The 15,443-nt window shown below is 46.5% G+C and carries 16 protein-coding genes; 12 read left to right on the forward strand and 4 right to left on the reverse strand.

What is annotated here, in order from left to right:
- Position 1: 1 nt before the first annotated feature.
- Genes C7R93_RS23095 through C7R93_RS23110 form a run of 4 tightly spaced genes read left to right on the forward strand, consistent with a single transcriptional unit; the run spans position 2 to position 3,175 of the window.
- Positions 2 to 724: a hypothetical protein gene (locus C7R93_RS23095; RefSeq protein WP_106841017.1), complete on the forward strand. Its 723-nt coding sequence runs from the start codon at positions 2 to 4 to the stop codon at positions 722 to 724.
- A 34-nt stretch (positions 725 to 758) separates the two neighbouring features.
- Entirely contained in the window at positions 759 to 1,160 is a 402-nt protein-coding gene (locus tag C7R93_RS23100; RefSeq protein WP_106841018.1) for a TadE/TadG family type IV pilus assembly protein, read from the forward strand.
- Positions 1,161 to 1,835, forward strand: coding sequence for a Tad domain-containing protein (locus tag C7R93_RS23105; protein ID WP_106841019.1), 675 nt, complete (start codon positions 1,161 to 1,163; stop codon positions 1,833 to 1,835).
- 20 nt (positions 1,836 to 1,855) lie between these two features.
- Entirely contained in the window at positions 1,856 to 3,175 is a 1,320-nt protein-coding gene (locus C7R93_RS23110) for a VWA domain-containing protein (protein WP_106841020.1), read from the forward strand.
- 79 nt (positions 3,176 to 3,254) lie between these two features.
- Here the strand turns inward: C7R93_RS23110 and C7R93_RS23115 are convergent, their stop codons facing one another.
- A complete protein-coding gene (locus C7R93_RS23115; protein WP_106841021.1) occupies positions 3,255 to 3,815 on the reverse strand; it encodes a putative periplasmic lipoprotein in 561 nt (186 codons plus the stop codon).
- 208 nt (positions 3,816 to 4,023) lie between these two features.
- Here C7R93_RS23115 and C7R93_RS23120 point away from each other — a divergent pair, with 208 nt between their 5' ends.
- A complete protein-coding gene (locus C7R93_RS23120) occupies positions 4,024 to 4,800 on the forward strand; it encodes a DUF169 domain-containing protein (RefSeq protein WP_106841022.1) in 777 nt (258 codons plus the stop codon).
- Here C7R93_RS23120 and C7R93_RS23125 read toward each other — a convergent pair.
- Positions 4,797 to 5,318, reverse strand: a complete 522-nt coding sequence (locus tag C7R93_RS23125; protein ID WP_106841023.1) for a DinB family protein — start codon at positions 5,316 to 5,318, stop codon at positions 4,797 to 4,799. The genes C7R93_RS23120 and C7R93_RS23125 overlap by 4 nt on opposite strands.
- 173 nt (positions 5,319 to 5,491) lie before the next feature.
- Positions 5,492 to 6,439 carry a helix-turn-helix transcriptional regulator gene (locus C7R93_RS23130; RefSeq protein ID WP_106841024.1) on the reverse strand — a complete coding sequence of 316 codons (948 nt, stop codon included), beginning with the start codon at positions 6,437 to 6,439 and terminating at the stop codon, positions 5,492 to 5,494.
- Positions 6,440 to 6,577: 138 nt separating this feature from the next.
- On the opposite strand from C7R93_RS23130, the gene C7R93_RS23135 reads away from it, so the two are divergent.
- The 7 genes from C7R93_RS23135 (at position 6,578) to C7R93_RS23165 (ending at position 14,137) form a co-directional block, all read left to right on the forward strand.
- The gene (locus C7R93_RS23135) at positions 6,578 to 7,441 is read left to right on the forward strand and encodes a M15 family metallopeptidase (protein ID WP_106841025.1); all 864 of its coding nucleotides are present in this window, start codon (positions 6,578 to 6,580) and stop codon (positions 7,439 to 7,441) included.
- A gap of 17 nt (positions 7,442 to 7,458) precedes the next feature.
- Positions 7,459 to 8,511, forward strand: a complete 1,053-nt coding sequence (vanG, locus tag C7R93_RS23140) for a D-alanine--D-serine ligase VanG (RefSeq protein WP_106841026.1) — start codon at positions 7,459 to 7,461, stop codon at positions 8,509 to 8,511.
- A 3-nt stretch (positions 8,512 to 8,514) separates the two neighbouring features.
- On the forward strand, positions 8,515 to 9,312 hold the full coding sequence (locus C7R93_RS23145) for a M15 family metallopeptidase (RefSeq protein WP_106841027.1): 798 nt from the start codon (positions 8,515 to 8,517) through the stop codon (positions 9,310 to 9,312).
- Positions 9,299 to 11,452, forward strand: coding sequence for a serine racemase VanT catalytic subunit (vanT, locus tag C7R93_RS23150; protein ID WP_106841028.1), 2,154 nt, complete (start codon positions 9,299 to 9,301; stop codon positions 11,450 to 11,452). The genes C7R93_RS23145 and vanT overlap by 14 nt, the downstream gene beginning before the upstream one ends.
- Positions 11,453 to 11,494: 42 nt before the next feature.
- Positions 11,495 to 12,586 (forward strand): sensor histidine kinase, encoded by a 1,092-nt coding sequence (locus tag C7R93_RS23155; protein ID WP_106841029.1) that lies wholly within the window; start codon positions 11,495 to 11,497, stop codon positions 12,584 to 12,586.
- Between the two features lie 324 nt (positions 12,587 to 12,910).
- On the forward strand, positions 12,911 to 13,474 hold the full coding sequence (locus tag C7R93_RS23160; RefSeq protein ID WP_158264047.1) for a papain-like cysteine protease family protein: 564 nt from the start codon (positions 12,911 to 12,913) through the stop codon (positions 13,472 to 13,474).
- Positions 13,475 to 13,489: 15 nt separating this feature from the next.
- Positions 13,490 to 14,137, forward strand: coding sequence for a hypothetical protein (locus tag C7R93_RS23165; RefSeq protein ID WP_106841031.1), 648 nt, complete (start codon positions 13,490 to 13,492; stop codon positions 14,135 to 14,137).
- Positions 14,138 to 14,272: 135 nt separating this feature from the next.
- On the opposite strand, the gene C7R93_RS23170 is transcribed toward C7R93_RS23165, so the two are convergent.
- On the reverse strand, positions 14,273 to 15,388 hold the full coding sequence (locus C7R93_RS23170; RefSeq protein ID WP_047072352.1) for an aminopeptidase: 1,116 nt from the start codon (positions 15,386 to 15,388) through the stop codon (positions 14,273 to 14,275).
- Positions 15,389 to 15,443: the final 55 nt, after the last annotated feature.

Genomic DNA, 15,443 nt, shown 5'->3' on the forward strand with positions numbered 1-15,443 from the left:
TATGCATCCTTTCAAAGAAAGCATCCGTTTTTACGCACGGAACATCGAATCTTTGCTGCTCTTGTCCGCCGTGCTCGTGGTGCCATTTTTTATCATCCACAACTTTACGTTGAACTACCTGAATCTGATCGCCGCGATCACGGGTGCCAAATTCGTGGCAAGCTTTTTCAATCTGTTTTTACTGCTCCTGTTTTTGTTGATCCTCCAGATCCCTTTTGCCCAGTATGTCCAAAGTGATCTGGACGGCGATGAGCGTCCGATTCGAAAGGCATTTCGGACTTTTTTTGAACACAGCTTTTCCGTGTTCGTATTTGGGATTGTGTTTAGCTTTCTTGTCTCTACAGGAATGATGCTGTTCATGATACCCGGGTTGATTCTTTTGCTCCTGTTCTATTTGACGCCGTTTTTTGTGGTGCTGAAAAAACAATCGGCTTGGCGATGCTGGCGAGCTGCCATGGAAATGGGTAAAAAGCATTTCATCCAAATTTTTGGCCTGTTGCTGATGGTGAGCTTGGTTGAATGGTTAATCAGTCTGGCGGGCCTGTTCCTCGTCACGTCGATTACGGCGACCTTCGGGGCGGTCATGTTTATTGAGTTGTTGCTCAATGTGATTGTTCTTCCGTTTTTTGCGGTCATGTTCACGATGTACGTGAATAAATGGAAAGACGAGGCAGCAGGAGCGGAGGCGGCTATGTCGGGGGAATTACTGCTTGATGAAAGGTAGCTTGCAAATAAGTTCGAGAGGAGATGAGCGAAGAATGCGCCTGAAGAAGATCGTCTCCAATGAAAAGGGCTCGGTCACCGTAGAGTTTATCGCCATACTGCCGTTCGTCTTTCTGATCATGCTGATTTGCTGGCAGTTTCTTGTTGGCGTCTACGGCGTCATCATCTCTCAGTCGGCAGCAAATGAAGCGGCGAAGGTGTACGCGATAACGGGGAATTCGGGAGAAGCCACGCAAGCTGCGAGGAACGTGGTGAATGCGGCAGGAGGCTACATCTCCTTCAAAGGGGCGGATATCTCGGGGGAAGTCGACGGATATTTTACCGCCAAGGTCGGCGTACAGATGGAGCTGGGGTTTCTTCCTGAGTGGTTCAATATCAAAAAGGAAGACCGATATATCTCGTTTGATCGGGAAATGAAGAGCAGGGTGATGAACTAGATGGTACGTATACTGCGTCACTTGCAAAATGAACGTGGAAATATGACGATCTTCACCCTGACGATTTACTGGTTTATGTTCATGCTGGTGTTTGTCGCGCTTTTCAATTTTTCTGGCATTTTTGTAGACAAGGAGCAGGCGTCGAATAGTGCGCAGCAGGCGAGTATTGCGGCGGTGAGGGATATTTATGAAGAGATGGATGAGGCTATCATCAAGTATGATTTGTCACCCAAACGGTATTATGACCAAGATTACCTCACGCCCAGAAAAACAGCTGCCATGAGCTCGCTGAGAGCATCGCACCCCGATTGGTCCCAAAGCGAGATTGAATACGGCGCGATTGACTCGGTATTGAGCAGTGCGTTGCCAGGCAATCTTGAGTTGCAGGGATATGTAAGTCTAGGGTTGAGAAAGGCAAGCGCAGAAATTCCTGGAGTGGTTGCTACAGTGCTGTCGAGAAACAAAGCAACGCTCAGCGGCTCATCCGTCGACTTGTTCAACAGTGACAATCGGATTGAGGTAACAACTTCTGTAAAGTACGAATCGGAATCGATGGGGTTTGACTTCATTCCTGCCTATTCCGAGCAAATCTACCAGACGGGCGAAAGTAGACGGATCGGTTTTATTGATGAGGTGAACGACTGGTTTTACATCAATATCCCTATTCTTGGATGATGATGGTTGGAGGAAATGGCATGACAAGAAAGCTACAAAAAATGCGGATGTCGCTCTTGATCAACAGCATATTGATCATGCTGCTGCTTTCGGGCTGTTCACTGGGCGCAATAGGAGCGGGTACAGGGATCGGGCAAAAGCAATGGCCCCAGACGACACAGGAATTAATTGCTTCCCAGCCCGGACCGCTTGCTGGCACACAATTTTTCCACGCAGCTTATCCGCATCGAGCGCAGATCATACAGGTTTTGGATAAAATGCCTACTCTGGTCGACGGGATGAATGAAGCTTACATGGAATTGTACTGGAATCAACTGCTCACCCTGTTTGCCGAGGATTACCTCAGTCCCCAAATGGTTGTCGACCGTTGGAGAATGGCTTCGTATGGTAGTCCTGACATCGAGGACGCCCGCTTTCAGTTTCGGGAAAATTTCAACGTCGAAATCATCCTGGATGCAAGCGGTAGCATGGCTGGGAAAATTGGGGACAAAACGAAAATGCAGCTCGCCAAGGAAGCGATCAAGGAATTTGCGGAAGCATTACCCGAAGAGGCGAGAATCTCGCTGCGCGTATATGGACATAAGGGCAGCAATGCAGATGAGCACAAACAGCTCTCCTGTGGCAGCAGTGAGATGGTCTATCCTTTGCAAGCCTACGATTCGAAAGGTCTTGCGCATGCCCTTGACATGTTTGAGCCGACGGGCTGGACTTCGATTGCGCACTCCTTGCGTCTTGCTCAGGAAGATTTGGCGGGATTCGAAGCGGATAAAAATACGAATGTCATCTATCTGGTCAGTGACGGTATCGAGACGTGCGATGGCAATCCAGTGGCAGTAGCCAAGGAATTGTCCCAGTCCAAAATTATGCCGTTGTTGAACGTCATCGGCTTTGACGTGAATGCAGAAGGGCAGAAGCAATTGAAGGAGATTGCCCACGCGTCAGAAGGTCTGTATGCAAATGTGACGAACCGTGAGCAGTTCAAGCAAGAGCTAGAACGCGCGAAAGAAATTGCCCAGAAGTGGGAGCAGTGGAAACGGGATGCTTTGACAGAAGCAGATACTGTGCTGATCGACCGCAAAAAATGGGTGGATGCATACGACCGGGACTGGTACGAGAAAAACTGGCGGGAGAGCCTGAATATTGGAATGGCGATCGAGCATTTGTCTGCGAACGGCAAGATTGGCAATGAAGCGAGGGAGTACCTTACTGGGAAAAGGCAAGAAAGAGAAGCGTTGGCTACACAGTCCAAGGAGGAGCTTACCAATTACTTGGTGAGTCTCACAACCGAGACCTATCAGGAAATGAGAGAGGAAATTGAGGATAAATACAGCGGAAACTAAACAGCAATGGGTTCTCCGTTACAAAAGCGATTGCGGTCGCCACGGAGAACCCACTGTAAATGTAAAGGGATAGGGTGCGTCAATCATAGGTGAACGTAACAACCTGTTGCAGGCCTGGGTCCACTCCGATTGCCACGTCATTTTGGCCATCTGTGTAATAAAAGTAACGCTTGGCGTCATTGGAATGAGCGTCAGAAGCTTTAACCAATTGGAAGTTGTTCGTCGCAAGCAGGTTTTTCGAGCGGATGAAATCAGATGCTGTCTTTTCCAAATCTGCTTCCGTCATCGTTTTGGTCGCCATTTCTCCGTTTATTCCAATAACGTCAATCGACAGGGAAAGGATTTGCTTTGACCTTGGTTCGATGATGGCGTGAAAGCCGTGGACATCGCCGCTCACAGGTTCGCGTTTCAGTATGGCATGAACAGGTACTCCTCTGTATACCGAGTTGGCTGGGTCCTCCAGCGTAATTTCCCGATCAGTCGTATCAACATCCACCTGATAATATTGTCTAACAGCGGCTGCAGCGATTTGCGCCGCTTCTTCTTTTCCGAGCCCTTGTATTGCATCTGGTGAGCTGGAAGAGCAGCCCATTAACAGAAAGACGAGAAGCGCCGTGCCCAGCCATGCGAACTTTTTCATTGTGAACCCTCCAGCCATCCCAAGTAATACGTGTAGTCTGCTCTTATCCTAACAGGGATTGTTTTGACTCCCTATCGATTAACCTTTCCATTACCTTACGATCTTGTAAGCTTCAAGAAAAATGAAGGGAGTAACAGGACTTTGGATAAAAAAAGACGAAAAATTCGGAGTATGGTCAGCGTATGTAAAAAACGAGGGGGCGCATGGAATGAACGCGATCGAACTGAATCAAGCGCTACAAATGTATGTGAGGACAGAGACCTTTCCTGTGGGAGTTAGCATCCGAAAAGAAGAAGCCGCTCTGCCGTCCAAGGCAAAGCGACCTGTACGTGATCTTGGTTATCCCATTACCATTTGCCAAGCAGTCGGTTTTTCACGGCGTTACGGCTGGAGTATTGCGATGAATGGAGCCGATCTGTCCTGTCCAATCGCGCAGGTGGCTTTTGGCTATGAAGAGCAACCGGTCTTTTATACAGAGGGTCATCTCGCCTGTGGGATGTACACAGATTCATTGGAAAATGGGGTGAAAAGTGAGCTGGATGTCCCGAAATTTTCCGCAGAAGAAAGCGGGTACTACGTGTCGTTTCCGCTGGAGCGGGCAGAGATCGAGCCAGATGTCGTCGTGATTTATGGCAATGCGGCACAGGTCATGCGATTGGTTGCGGGGATGCTGTACCAGCGCGGTGGATCGATTCCGTCCACCTTTTCCAGTCGGGCAGACTGTGCGGACATCGCAATCAAGCCGATCCAGACGGGACAGCCGCAAGTGATCGTACCGTGTTACGGCGACAGATTGTTTGCCCAGACACAGGATCACGAGATGGCTTTCAGCTTTCATTTTCGCGATGCCGCCGAGCTTGTGGAGGGATTAGTGGGAACGCAAAAAGGCGGAATCCGCTATCCGATCCCGTCCTTCTTGCGCTATCAAGCAGAGTTTCCGCCGACCTATCAAAAGCTTGCGGGTATGTTTGGAGAAAAAAACTAGCCTTTCAGTCGGTTGAGCTGGAGCAGGTGATGGCGATAGTGCATTTCTATGACGACAAACCATTCCTTTGCGGTTAGTAGACCGAAGGCAGGGTGAGCCACCGTGTGATGCGCAGGAATTTCGCCCAGAATCGGTTCCAGCTCTTTCATCTGTGTAAGTACGTGGATGAGTCCATCACGCAATTGTTCCTTGCTCTCTGGTTGTGCAGGTGTGTATTCCGGGGAGGCAGGGACTTTCACGCGAACGGGAGGCAAGGAGCCTTGGGCAAATACCGCCTGCCCGATCTCGGATTTTTCGGTACCCGCTTCTGAGACAGCAGGACCTCCCTGTCTACATTTCTCGATACTTCCGAGTTGCATATAGCGGGCAGATTGGATCAAGTGAAGGTACATTTGGCCGATCGACCATTCCTCATCATTTGGTTTTTGCAAGAGTTGTTCCATGGTGAAGCCTTCTAATTCGTGCAAGTAGTGGTTTGTCACGTCTTCAAATTTGTTCACGATTTCTTTTGCATTCATGGGTGAATCAGCTCCTCTTTGTTTTTTTGCTTAGATCATACGAAAACTTCTATCGAGGCTTGCTCAAGGATGAGCGACCGCGTATTAGCGGAATGTTTTCCGTAATATCGGGAAGAAACCCGAAGAAGTTATACTTACCGATATTATAAAAAACCGCTACTGACAGCAGTATGTCAGTAGCGCTCAAATAATTTTTTGGCTTCTTCGCGAATTCGGCTACGCAAGGATTCAGGCGTAAGAACAACCGCCTCCGCCCCCAACCCAAGTATCCAAGACAATATTTCTTCGATTTGTCTGACGCGCAGTCTGACAAGAAAGCCGTCCGGATGCTCCGCTATCTCTTCTATATAATAATAGCCCGATTCTTTTACCCGATCAGCAATAGCTGTACTGATTACGATCTGTACCTCCAGGGACCGATCTTCGAGAGGCTTGTAATCATCAAAATTGAAATGGTCAGGGAGGATAAAGCGGTCTTCCAATACAATCAGTCCGCTCATGCGTGACAGTCGGAATCGGCGAATATCCTGTCGCAGGTCGCAATGACCGAGTAGTATCCAAGAACCCCGAACCAGCACCAGACCATATGGAGCAACGTCACGCACCGTTTCACGATTTTCACCCTCCCCAGGTGTGCCTCTCCGATAGCGGAACCGCACCTTTCGCTTATTGATGATTGCATCGTGGAGGAGTTGTGCATGCGCTTTTTCCTGCTCGCGCTGATTGTTCGCTCCAGGGCTTAAGAGGCGAAAGGTTGAACGGATACGGCTCGCTTGTTCGCCTACATCCGCAGACAGGATCGCTTCTACTTTACGCTGTACCGCTCTTGCGCTGTTTCCAAAATTTTGGTCAAATGCTTGCTCGACCAAGTCTGCTCCGATCAAGAGTGCAACGGCTTCTTCTACCGAAAAACTGACGGGTGGCAGGAAATACCCTTCCATTAACGAGTAGCCCTGACCCGGTGCCCCAACGATGGGGACGCCTGCTTCACTTAGCGCCTGCATATCACGATAAATCGTCCGGACACTCGTTTCGAAGGTCGCGGCCAAATCTTCTGCGCGTATCGTATCTTTGCGCTGCAGCTCTAGAACGATTGCCAACAAACGGTCTGTTTTATTCATGCTGCTGACCTCCTTTCCATCAAGCTAGCAACTTAATAAAAATGAATGGACATCTTTATAAATATTTTATATTTACCCTACTTTTTATTTTAACAGTTTTCCCTATCCTACATGTGTAAGTGAAGGAGGGAACTGTAATTGAAAAAGAGGGTTTTTTGGCTTGTCATTCTCTTGCTGTTTGGATATATCCTGATTCAAAAAATAGCAGATGGACCACCTAATGTTGGGGGACATATTGACACGTTGGGAGAGGCTACTGAGGTGGAGCAACAATCGATACAAATAACAAAAGATCAAATTTATCAGGGAGACCTTCTCTTGGTCAATAAAGAGTATCCGGTTCATGAGGCAGGGGTAAAAAATGATGTGGTTCGGTTATCTGAGCATGAAGAACTGTTACAAGGCTATCGTTTGCTCGATCACAGAATCGAAGTGTCAGAGCGTGTAGCCAAAGTATTTTTGGAGATGGTCGAAGATGCGCAGCAAGATAATGTGAGCCACTTTATCCTGAACAGCGGTTATCGAGGCAAGGAAGAACAAGATCAGCTGTATGCAGAAATGGGACCTGATTACGCGCTGCCGAGCGGTTACAGCGAACATAACGTAGGTTCCGCTCTTGATATTGGATCGACGCAAATGAAAATGGAGCATGCTCCTGAGGGCAAATGGCTGGCAGATAACTCGTGGAAGTACGGTTTTATTTTGCGTTACCCAAAGGACAAGATAGCCATTACAGGAACGGCATACGAGCCTTGGCACTTCCGGTATGTCGGCTTGCCGCATAGCGCGATCATGAAGCAGAATAACTTTTCGCTGGAAGAATATCTGGATTACGTAAAAGACAAAAGAAGTATCTCCATGACAAGCAATGGGAAGATCTATGAAATTAACTACTACCCTGTCGATCAAGAGATGCCGATCAAAGTACCGATGACTAGCAACTATGTGATTTCTGGCGACAACATGGGCGGTGTGATTGTAACCAGCTACGTGAACAAATAACAGAGGGAGTGAATGATATGAAGAAATTGACTGTAGCGATTTTGTTTGGAGGATGTTCCTCGGAGTATGAAGTATCTCTTAAATCTGCGAGTTCGGTGCTGGAGAGTTTGTGTCTGGAAAAGTATGAGGTGATTTTGCTAGGAATTACGAGGGAAGGGCAATGGCTGCGATATACCGGCAACATCGAAAGTATTCGGAATGACAGTTGGCATCAAAGTGAGAAGTGCGTGCCTGCTTTTCTCTCTCCTTGCAGACAGGTGCGGGGAATAGTTGCACAGGAGAACGGTGCCATGACGGTCACAACGGTTGATGTGGTGTTCCCGATTTTGCATGGCAAAAACGGAGAGGATGGAACGGTGCAAGGACTGTTGGAGCTCGCCGGAATTCCGTTTGTCGGTTGTCACACGCTATCCTCTGCGATTTGTATGGACAAGGATATCGCGCACACGCTGGCGGAAAGCTCCGGTGTAAAAACGCCAAGATCCGTTACCGTTTATCAAAATACTGCGCTTGCAACGGTTCAATCTGCCACCGAAGAACTGGGATTCCCTTTGTATGTCAAACCTGCAAAGGCAGGGTCTTCGATTGGGATTACAAAAGCATACAACACGCAAGAATTGGTTTTCGGTATAGAAAACGCCCTTCTGCATGATGACAAAGTAGTCATCGAGGAAAACATCGCGGGATTTGAGGTAGGCTGTGCGGTACTAGGAAATCGTGAGGTCATTGTGGGAGAAGTGGATGAAATCGAATTACTCCAGGGTTTCTTCAATTACACGGAAAAGTATTCATTGGAGACTGCCCACATCCATGTCCCAGCAAGAATTGACGAAGAACTCGCTCATAAAATCAAGCAAACAGCCACCCATCTCTATCAGGCTTTGGGCTGTCGTGGCTTCGCTCGCGTGGATATGTTTGTCACACCAGACGGAGACATTGTGTTTAACGAAGTGAATACGATCCCCGGCTTTACCTCGAAAAGCAGGTATCCAAGCATGCTGCGTGCAGCGGGAATTTCCTATAAAGAGCTTCTTGATACGTTGATTATGCTAGCGTTGGAGGAGGACTAACCGATGACACAACCTCACGTCTTTACGATTTCTTTGCACAGCGACAATCTACATCACGGCCATCTGATTTTGGTGAATCGCCAGTACCCGATCCGCTGGCAAACAGACGACGGTATCCTACTGAACCGCATGCGGCTAATTGACGGAGCACACAACAATATGATGCTGGAAAAAACGGCTGCGAAGATGTTTGCCAAGCTATTGAAAGCCTGCAACGCCAAGCATGATATCGTACCTGTCAGTGGATTTCGCAGCAAGTCCGAACAAACGGATATCTATGATCAATCCTTGCTCGAAAATGGAGAGGTGTTTACTAGTCAATATGTAGCGCGTCCGAATGAAAGCGAGCATCAGACAGGGCTTGCGATAGATGTAGGGGAGAAGAAGGAAGAGATCGATTTTATCTGCCCTTCTTTTCCTGATCATGGCGTATGCCGAATGTTTCAAGACCGTGCCAGTCACTATGGGTTTATCAAACGCTACGACAAAGACAAGGAACAGCTGACAGGGATATCGGATGAGCCTTGGCATTTTCGGTATGTGGGCTATCCGCATGCTGTTTTGATGGAAAAGCTCCAGCTTTGTCTGGAAGAGTATATCGAGTATGTGAAAAACTACGAATTCCATCAGGAGCATTTGCTAGTGAATGATGAGAGTATTGAAATCTACTATGTAAAGGCTACCGATACTGTTACACACATCCCGGTTGTGGCTGGTGAGAGCTACGAAATATCGGGTAATAACGTGGATGGATTTATCGTTACGGTGTTTCATCAGGAGGCACGTAATGAATGTAGCTAATGAAAAACAGTATGGAGGGCTGGATCAATTCCGCATCATTGCGGCGATTCTTGTCATCGCAATCCATACCTCTCCCCTGCTGTCCATGAACGAATGGGCTGATTTTACACTTACACGAACGATAGGCAGGGTAGCAGTTCCGTTTTTCTTTATGTGCACAGGATTTTTCTTCTTACAAAAGCTTGGCACAGATCACAACAGAAATGCGTATTTGCTGAAGCCGTTTTTATGGAAAGTAGGAAAGCTATATTTGCTTTCAATCCTTCTCTATCTTCCTGTGAATGTGTACGCAGGGTATTTTACAGATGGATTTACCGTATTTTCAGCGGTGAAAGATATCTTGTTTAACGGGACACTGTATCATCTGTGGTATTTCCCTGGTATCATGCTGGGGGTCTGTATCAGTACCTTTTTGTATACAAGACTATCTGCATGGAAAACGTTTTGGGTGACTTTGCTGTTGTATGGCATCGGGCTATTGGGAGACAGCTACTTTGGCTTGGCACAGATGAATCCGTATGTAGACAGTATTTATCAATCGATGTTTACTCTGTTTGATTACACGCGAAACGGTATATTTTTTGCCCCTGTGTTTATTGTCATGGGAGGGATGATTGCCAATACCCGCAGGCGGAAAAAGAAAAAGGTCGCACCGTATGCCATCGGGTTTGTTTTGTTCGGAAGCATGTTAGTCATAGAAGGCTTGCTTTTGCACGCTTTTCAGCTGCAACGCCATGACAGTATGTATATTTTTTTGATACCGTGCATGTATTTTCTATTTCAACTGCTGTTGTTCTGGAAAGGCAGAAATCGCCCAGCCTTACGAAAGCTGAGCCTGTATGTTTATGTCATTCATCCGCTATGTATTGTGCTCATTCGCGCAGCGGCCAAAGTAACGGGACTGACAGGGCTGCTTGTTGAAAACAGCTTGGTGCATTTTACGCTGGTCACGGTGCTGTCGTTTGTTCTTTCTGTGATAGCGATGAAGGTGATCCCGCGCTTTCGAGGTGGCAAACCAGATCAAACAGGACGAGCATGGGCGGATATCCATCTTCCTCATCTCCAGCATAATGTAAGGGAAATCCAGCGGGTTCTCCCGAAGGAATGTGCAGTGATGGCAGTCGTGAAGGCGCAGGCATATGGCCACGGCGGATGGCAAGTCGCGAGGTATTTAAACAAGCTCGGGATTAATCACTTCGCTGTTGCCACAATCGATGAAGGAATCGAGCTCCGGAAGAAGGGCGTAAAAGGGGAGATTCTGGTGCTTGGCTATACCGATGAGCGACGTATACGCCAAATCGCCCGTTTCAAACTGACGCAAACCATAGTAGATGACGAACATGCCAAAAAACTGAATGGTTACAACGTGAAAATCCCTGTTCATATCAAGATCGATACGGGGATGGGGAGACTCGGGGAATCTTGGGAACGCCCGGAAAAAATTGCGGCCATGTATCGATATAAAAATTTGCAGGTAGGCGGTACCTTTACGCATCTGAGTGTGGCTGACAGTTTGGAAGCTTCGGATATCGCATACACCAAAAATCAAATCGCCCGTTTCCAGAACGTGATCGAACAGTTGAAAGATATGGGGATCGATCCACAGAAGCTACACGTTCAAAGCAGTTACGGTGTGCTGAATTATGGGGAGCTGCATTATGATTATGCTCGAATGGGGATAGCTCTCTACGGGATGTTGAGCAATCAGGGAGACACGGTAAAAGCAAGCGTCGACCTACGCCCTGTGTTATCACTGAAAGCAAGAGTTGTGCAGGTGAAACAGGTGGAAAAAGGAGCCGCCGTGGGCTATGGACGCGCCTACAGCGTGCAGCAAGACAGCAAGATCGCCATTGTATCCATCGGATATGCAGACGGGATTCCGCGTATGCTGTCACAAGCGGAGGCTACTTGCCTGATCAGAGGAAAAAGGAGACCGATTATTGGCTTTGTCTGTATGGATCAACTGATTATAGATATTACAGATATGGAAGAGGTGCAAGTGGGGGACGTTGTGACCTTTATCGGCATAGATCAAGACGAGAGTATCACTGCCGAGGAAATGGCCCAACAGTGCAAAACCATTACGAACGAGCTGGTAAGCCGTTTAGGAGAACGTGTCAAAAGAGTCTACTTTGATTGATCCCTGGACGAAAAACAATATAGGGAGTGGTTCATTTTTTCCATGATGAAGAGGAGACATAGCTTTCGTTCTAAAATGATTGAGCTTCTTGGGCTTGGCATGCTTCTCGCCGGTATCGTAACCTATCTGCTCTATAAAGTACTCCAGTTTTACTATCGGACGGAGGTCAAGTATGAAGAACCGCTTGCCCATGTTCGCCGTTACATCAGGGAGATAGGGGATATCAATTTCTTTTTGATTGTCTTTGCTCCCATTGCGATCTTTTTTTTCTATCTCCTGACCGAACGGTATGCGGGCTACTTTCGGGAGATTTCCTCGGGTATTCATTATCTCGCCAGCGGAGACTTTACGCGGCATGTCCATATTCCAACTAATGACGAGTTCGCAGATATCGCGAAGGACATCAATCAGGCAAGCGATATGCTGCAAAAGGCGGTAGAAAGAGGAGATTTCGCCGAAAGCAGCAAGGATCAGCTTGTTTTGAATCTGGCCCACGATTTACGCACACCGCTGACATCCGTTCTGGGTTATCTGGATTTCATTTTGCGAGATGAGCAGATGCCACAAGAACAAATGCGGCATTATGCGACGATTGCTTTTACCAAGTCACAACGATTGGAAAAGCTGATTGATGAGCTCTTCGAAATTACCAGAATGAATTACGGCATGGTCAACATCGAGCAAAAGGTCATGGATGTGAGTGAATTACTTGTCCAGTTAAATGAAGAGATGTATCCTTCCTTTGAGAAAAACGAGCTGGTCGCACGGTGTACGATTGCTGCTCAATTAGTGGTAGTGGGAGATGGAGAGCTACTGGCGCGAGTATTTGAGAACATCCTGACCAACGCGATACGCTATGGGGGCGATGGCCAATTTATCGATTTGAACGCTTATTGTGAGGGCGATGAAGTGGTTGTGCAAATCATGAATTACGGTGACCAGATACCTGAGGAGGCGCTACCGCATATTTTTGACATGTTTTTTACGGGCGACAAAGCGCGAACTCATCAAGGGGGAGGAACAGGACTCGGCTTGTTTATTGTGAAAAATATCGTGGAGAAGCATCGGGGAACGATTTCTGTCCAAAGTGATCTACTTCGTACATGTTTTGAGGTGCGGTTGCCGTGTGGATGAAATGATGCCAAAGAGCAACTCTCGTACCAAATTCTATTCCAAGCAATAGGTATATAAACTTCTAGTACAAATACAAAAGTGGAGACGCTTCAACGTCTCCACTTTTGTATTGCAGATATTATCTATCAACTAAAAATGGAATTCCTAATTCATGGAGATCCACATTTTGAGTGACGTGCGCAACCATTTACCGAATTTTAATAGAATTCATATAAATATACCATAAACCAACCAAAAGAAGAATGCTATATTTAATTCTGATTATTTGGTAATATTTTCAATTAAATAAGTAATTTACAAATAAACGTAAAAAGAGGGATGTTTGTGAAAAAGATACCATTGAAAAAAGCGCTACAGTATGGGCTTGCAGCAATTTTATTGTCGACGCTTGCAATTGTTAGTAGCCCAACTGAAGCTGCTCGTACTACGGTGTCATTAAATGTCAAAGATGTTTCGCAGGCTGCTGGCAACTGGTGCTGGGCTGCAACTTCTGTTTCAATTTTAGACTATTTTAACGAAAGCGTTACTCAGCACGATTTTGTTGAATATGTTAAAGGTGAAGCAGTTAATAAGCCTGAAAATATGCGAAATACGAAGGATGGAATTGAACATTTTGGGGTTAGTAGTAGCAGAGAGTATGATTCTATGTCTTGGAGTCGTACAGTTCGAGAGATCAATACTGATTCTCCAATTCTTGTCGCGATTAAATGGAAGACCCAGGACATTGGTCATAATGTTGTCATTGATGGTTATATAAATGATTCCACAAGGTATGTTATGTATATGGATCCATGGGATGGTCAACATTTTACTATGACTTATGATGCGTTCCTGAATAGTTCCAGACAAGAATGGGTTGACTCGTTGTATGGCTTCGAAACAAATTAACTTTGGGGGTTAGTTATGAATAAATACACATGGACATTGATAGGTACGGTAATTGTTGCTGGAATATCGTTGGCTACTTGGGCTGGGGCAATTAACCAAGGGGATAAGGAAGCACTAAATGCATATAAAAAGATGGAACAGGCACGTAACCAAGAGAACAAACCTTTAAGCAAATCGAGTAGTAATGTAACCCTGTCAGACTTTTCGATTCAGGGAGCTGTTTTACCAGAAGCGGATGAAATACGTAAATACAACAATACGAATATGCAAGGGCTTCTATCTTCAACGGATGAAAAACTTTCGTTCATTATGGAAGAGGATGAAGTAAAAGGTATCGTTATAGCAACAGATAAAGAGCCAATCATGGCTGGTGGTGAAAAAAGTGGTCCTGAATTGTTTGATCTTTACGAGAACATTAAAAATACACTCGGGAAAGATGTAAACATTACGTACTTTAGTTATTCAGGTGGGTTTATTTTCGTTGCAACTGATAGTGAAGGTGAGGAAAGCTTGTGGCTCGATCAACGTGCTTCTACATTTTTAGATCTTCCTTCGCACAAGCAACTCAAATCTGAAGAAGTTGTAGAAAAAATTCGAGAAGGTGCGGAATCGGTGGATGAAGAAAAGACAAGCCAACTAGAAATGGGAAGTAAATCTGAATAGATGAAATCCATTTTACTTTGGGACAGCAAAAATGGCTGTTCCTTTTTGTGTATAAAGCTAGCTGTTGGCTTTTTACAGAGATAGAAAATGGGCTAGGGAACCTCATTCCCCAGCCCATTTTTTCATTCATTTCCTTTAAATCAAATTCTCCGGGTTCAAGCCTTCCAGCTCTGGCAACACAAAACGCCCGTCTTTTCTGATCAGCACATCGTCAAACCAGATTTCGCCGCCGCCGTATTCAGGGCGCTGGATTTGGACCAAGTCCCAGTGAATGGAGGAGCGGTTGCCGTTGTCTGCTACTGTGTAAGCATTACCTGGTGTGAAGTGGAAGCTGCCTGCGATTTTTTCGTCAAACAGGATGTCCAGCATCGGGTGGAGGATGTGCGGGTTGAAGCCAATCGCGAATTCTCCGATATAACGTGCGCCCTCGTCTGTGTCGAGGATGTCGTTTAGTGCTTTGGTATTGGAGCTGGTCGCTTCCACGATCTTGCCTTCTTTGAAAGTGAACTGCACATCATTGAAGGTAATGCCGTTGTAGATCGATGCTGCGTTGTAGAAAATCGTTCCTTCAACGGAATCGCGCACAGGAGCGGTGTATACTTCGCCATCCGGGATATTGCGTTTGCCGTCACATTTGATGGCATTGATTCCTTTGATAGAGAAGCGCAGGTCTGTTTTTGGACCGACGATGCGCACGCGATCGGTGCGCTCCATCAGCTCTTTCAACGGAGTCATGGCAGCGGACATTTTCGCGTAGTCCAGATTGCAGACGGAGAAGTAGAAGTCTTCAAAGCCCTCGAGACTCATTTTGGACAGTTGCGCCATTGATTTGTTCGGGTAGCGCAGCACAACCCAGCGTTTGTTCGGAACGCGCTCATTAGTATGTACAGGTTGATACAGGACACGAGCGTAGATGCCCATTTTGTCTTCCGGTACGTCGGCATACTCGTTGATGTTGTCGTAAGCGCGGATGGCGATGTATGCGTCCATGTCCTTCATCCGGTCATACTCGTATTTTGCCATCAAGGCCATGTGTTCTTCGCTGGTGCCTTGATAGAGTGCACGCATGATCTCTTGATCTTTCAAAGTAACCAAAGGCAGGGCCCCAACTGCAAACGATTCACGCACAAGTGCACGAACGAGCTCAGGTTGCAGGCCTGTATTTTCGATCAAGACTTTTTCGCCTTTTTGCAAATTGAGGGAGTAACGGACGAGACGGCTTGCCAGTTCATTAATGCGTGGATCTGCCATAGGTAGTAACCTCCGTAGTAAAATAATTTTGATTAATGATTAATTTGTATTATTG

Origin of the sequence: Brevibacillus fortis (assembly GCF_003013395.1) — a bacterium.
Taxonomy (GTDB): domain Bacteria; phylum Bacillota; class Bacilli; order Brevibacillales; family Brevibacillaceae; genus Brevibacillus; species Brevibacillus fortis.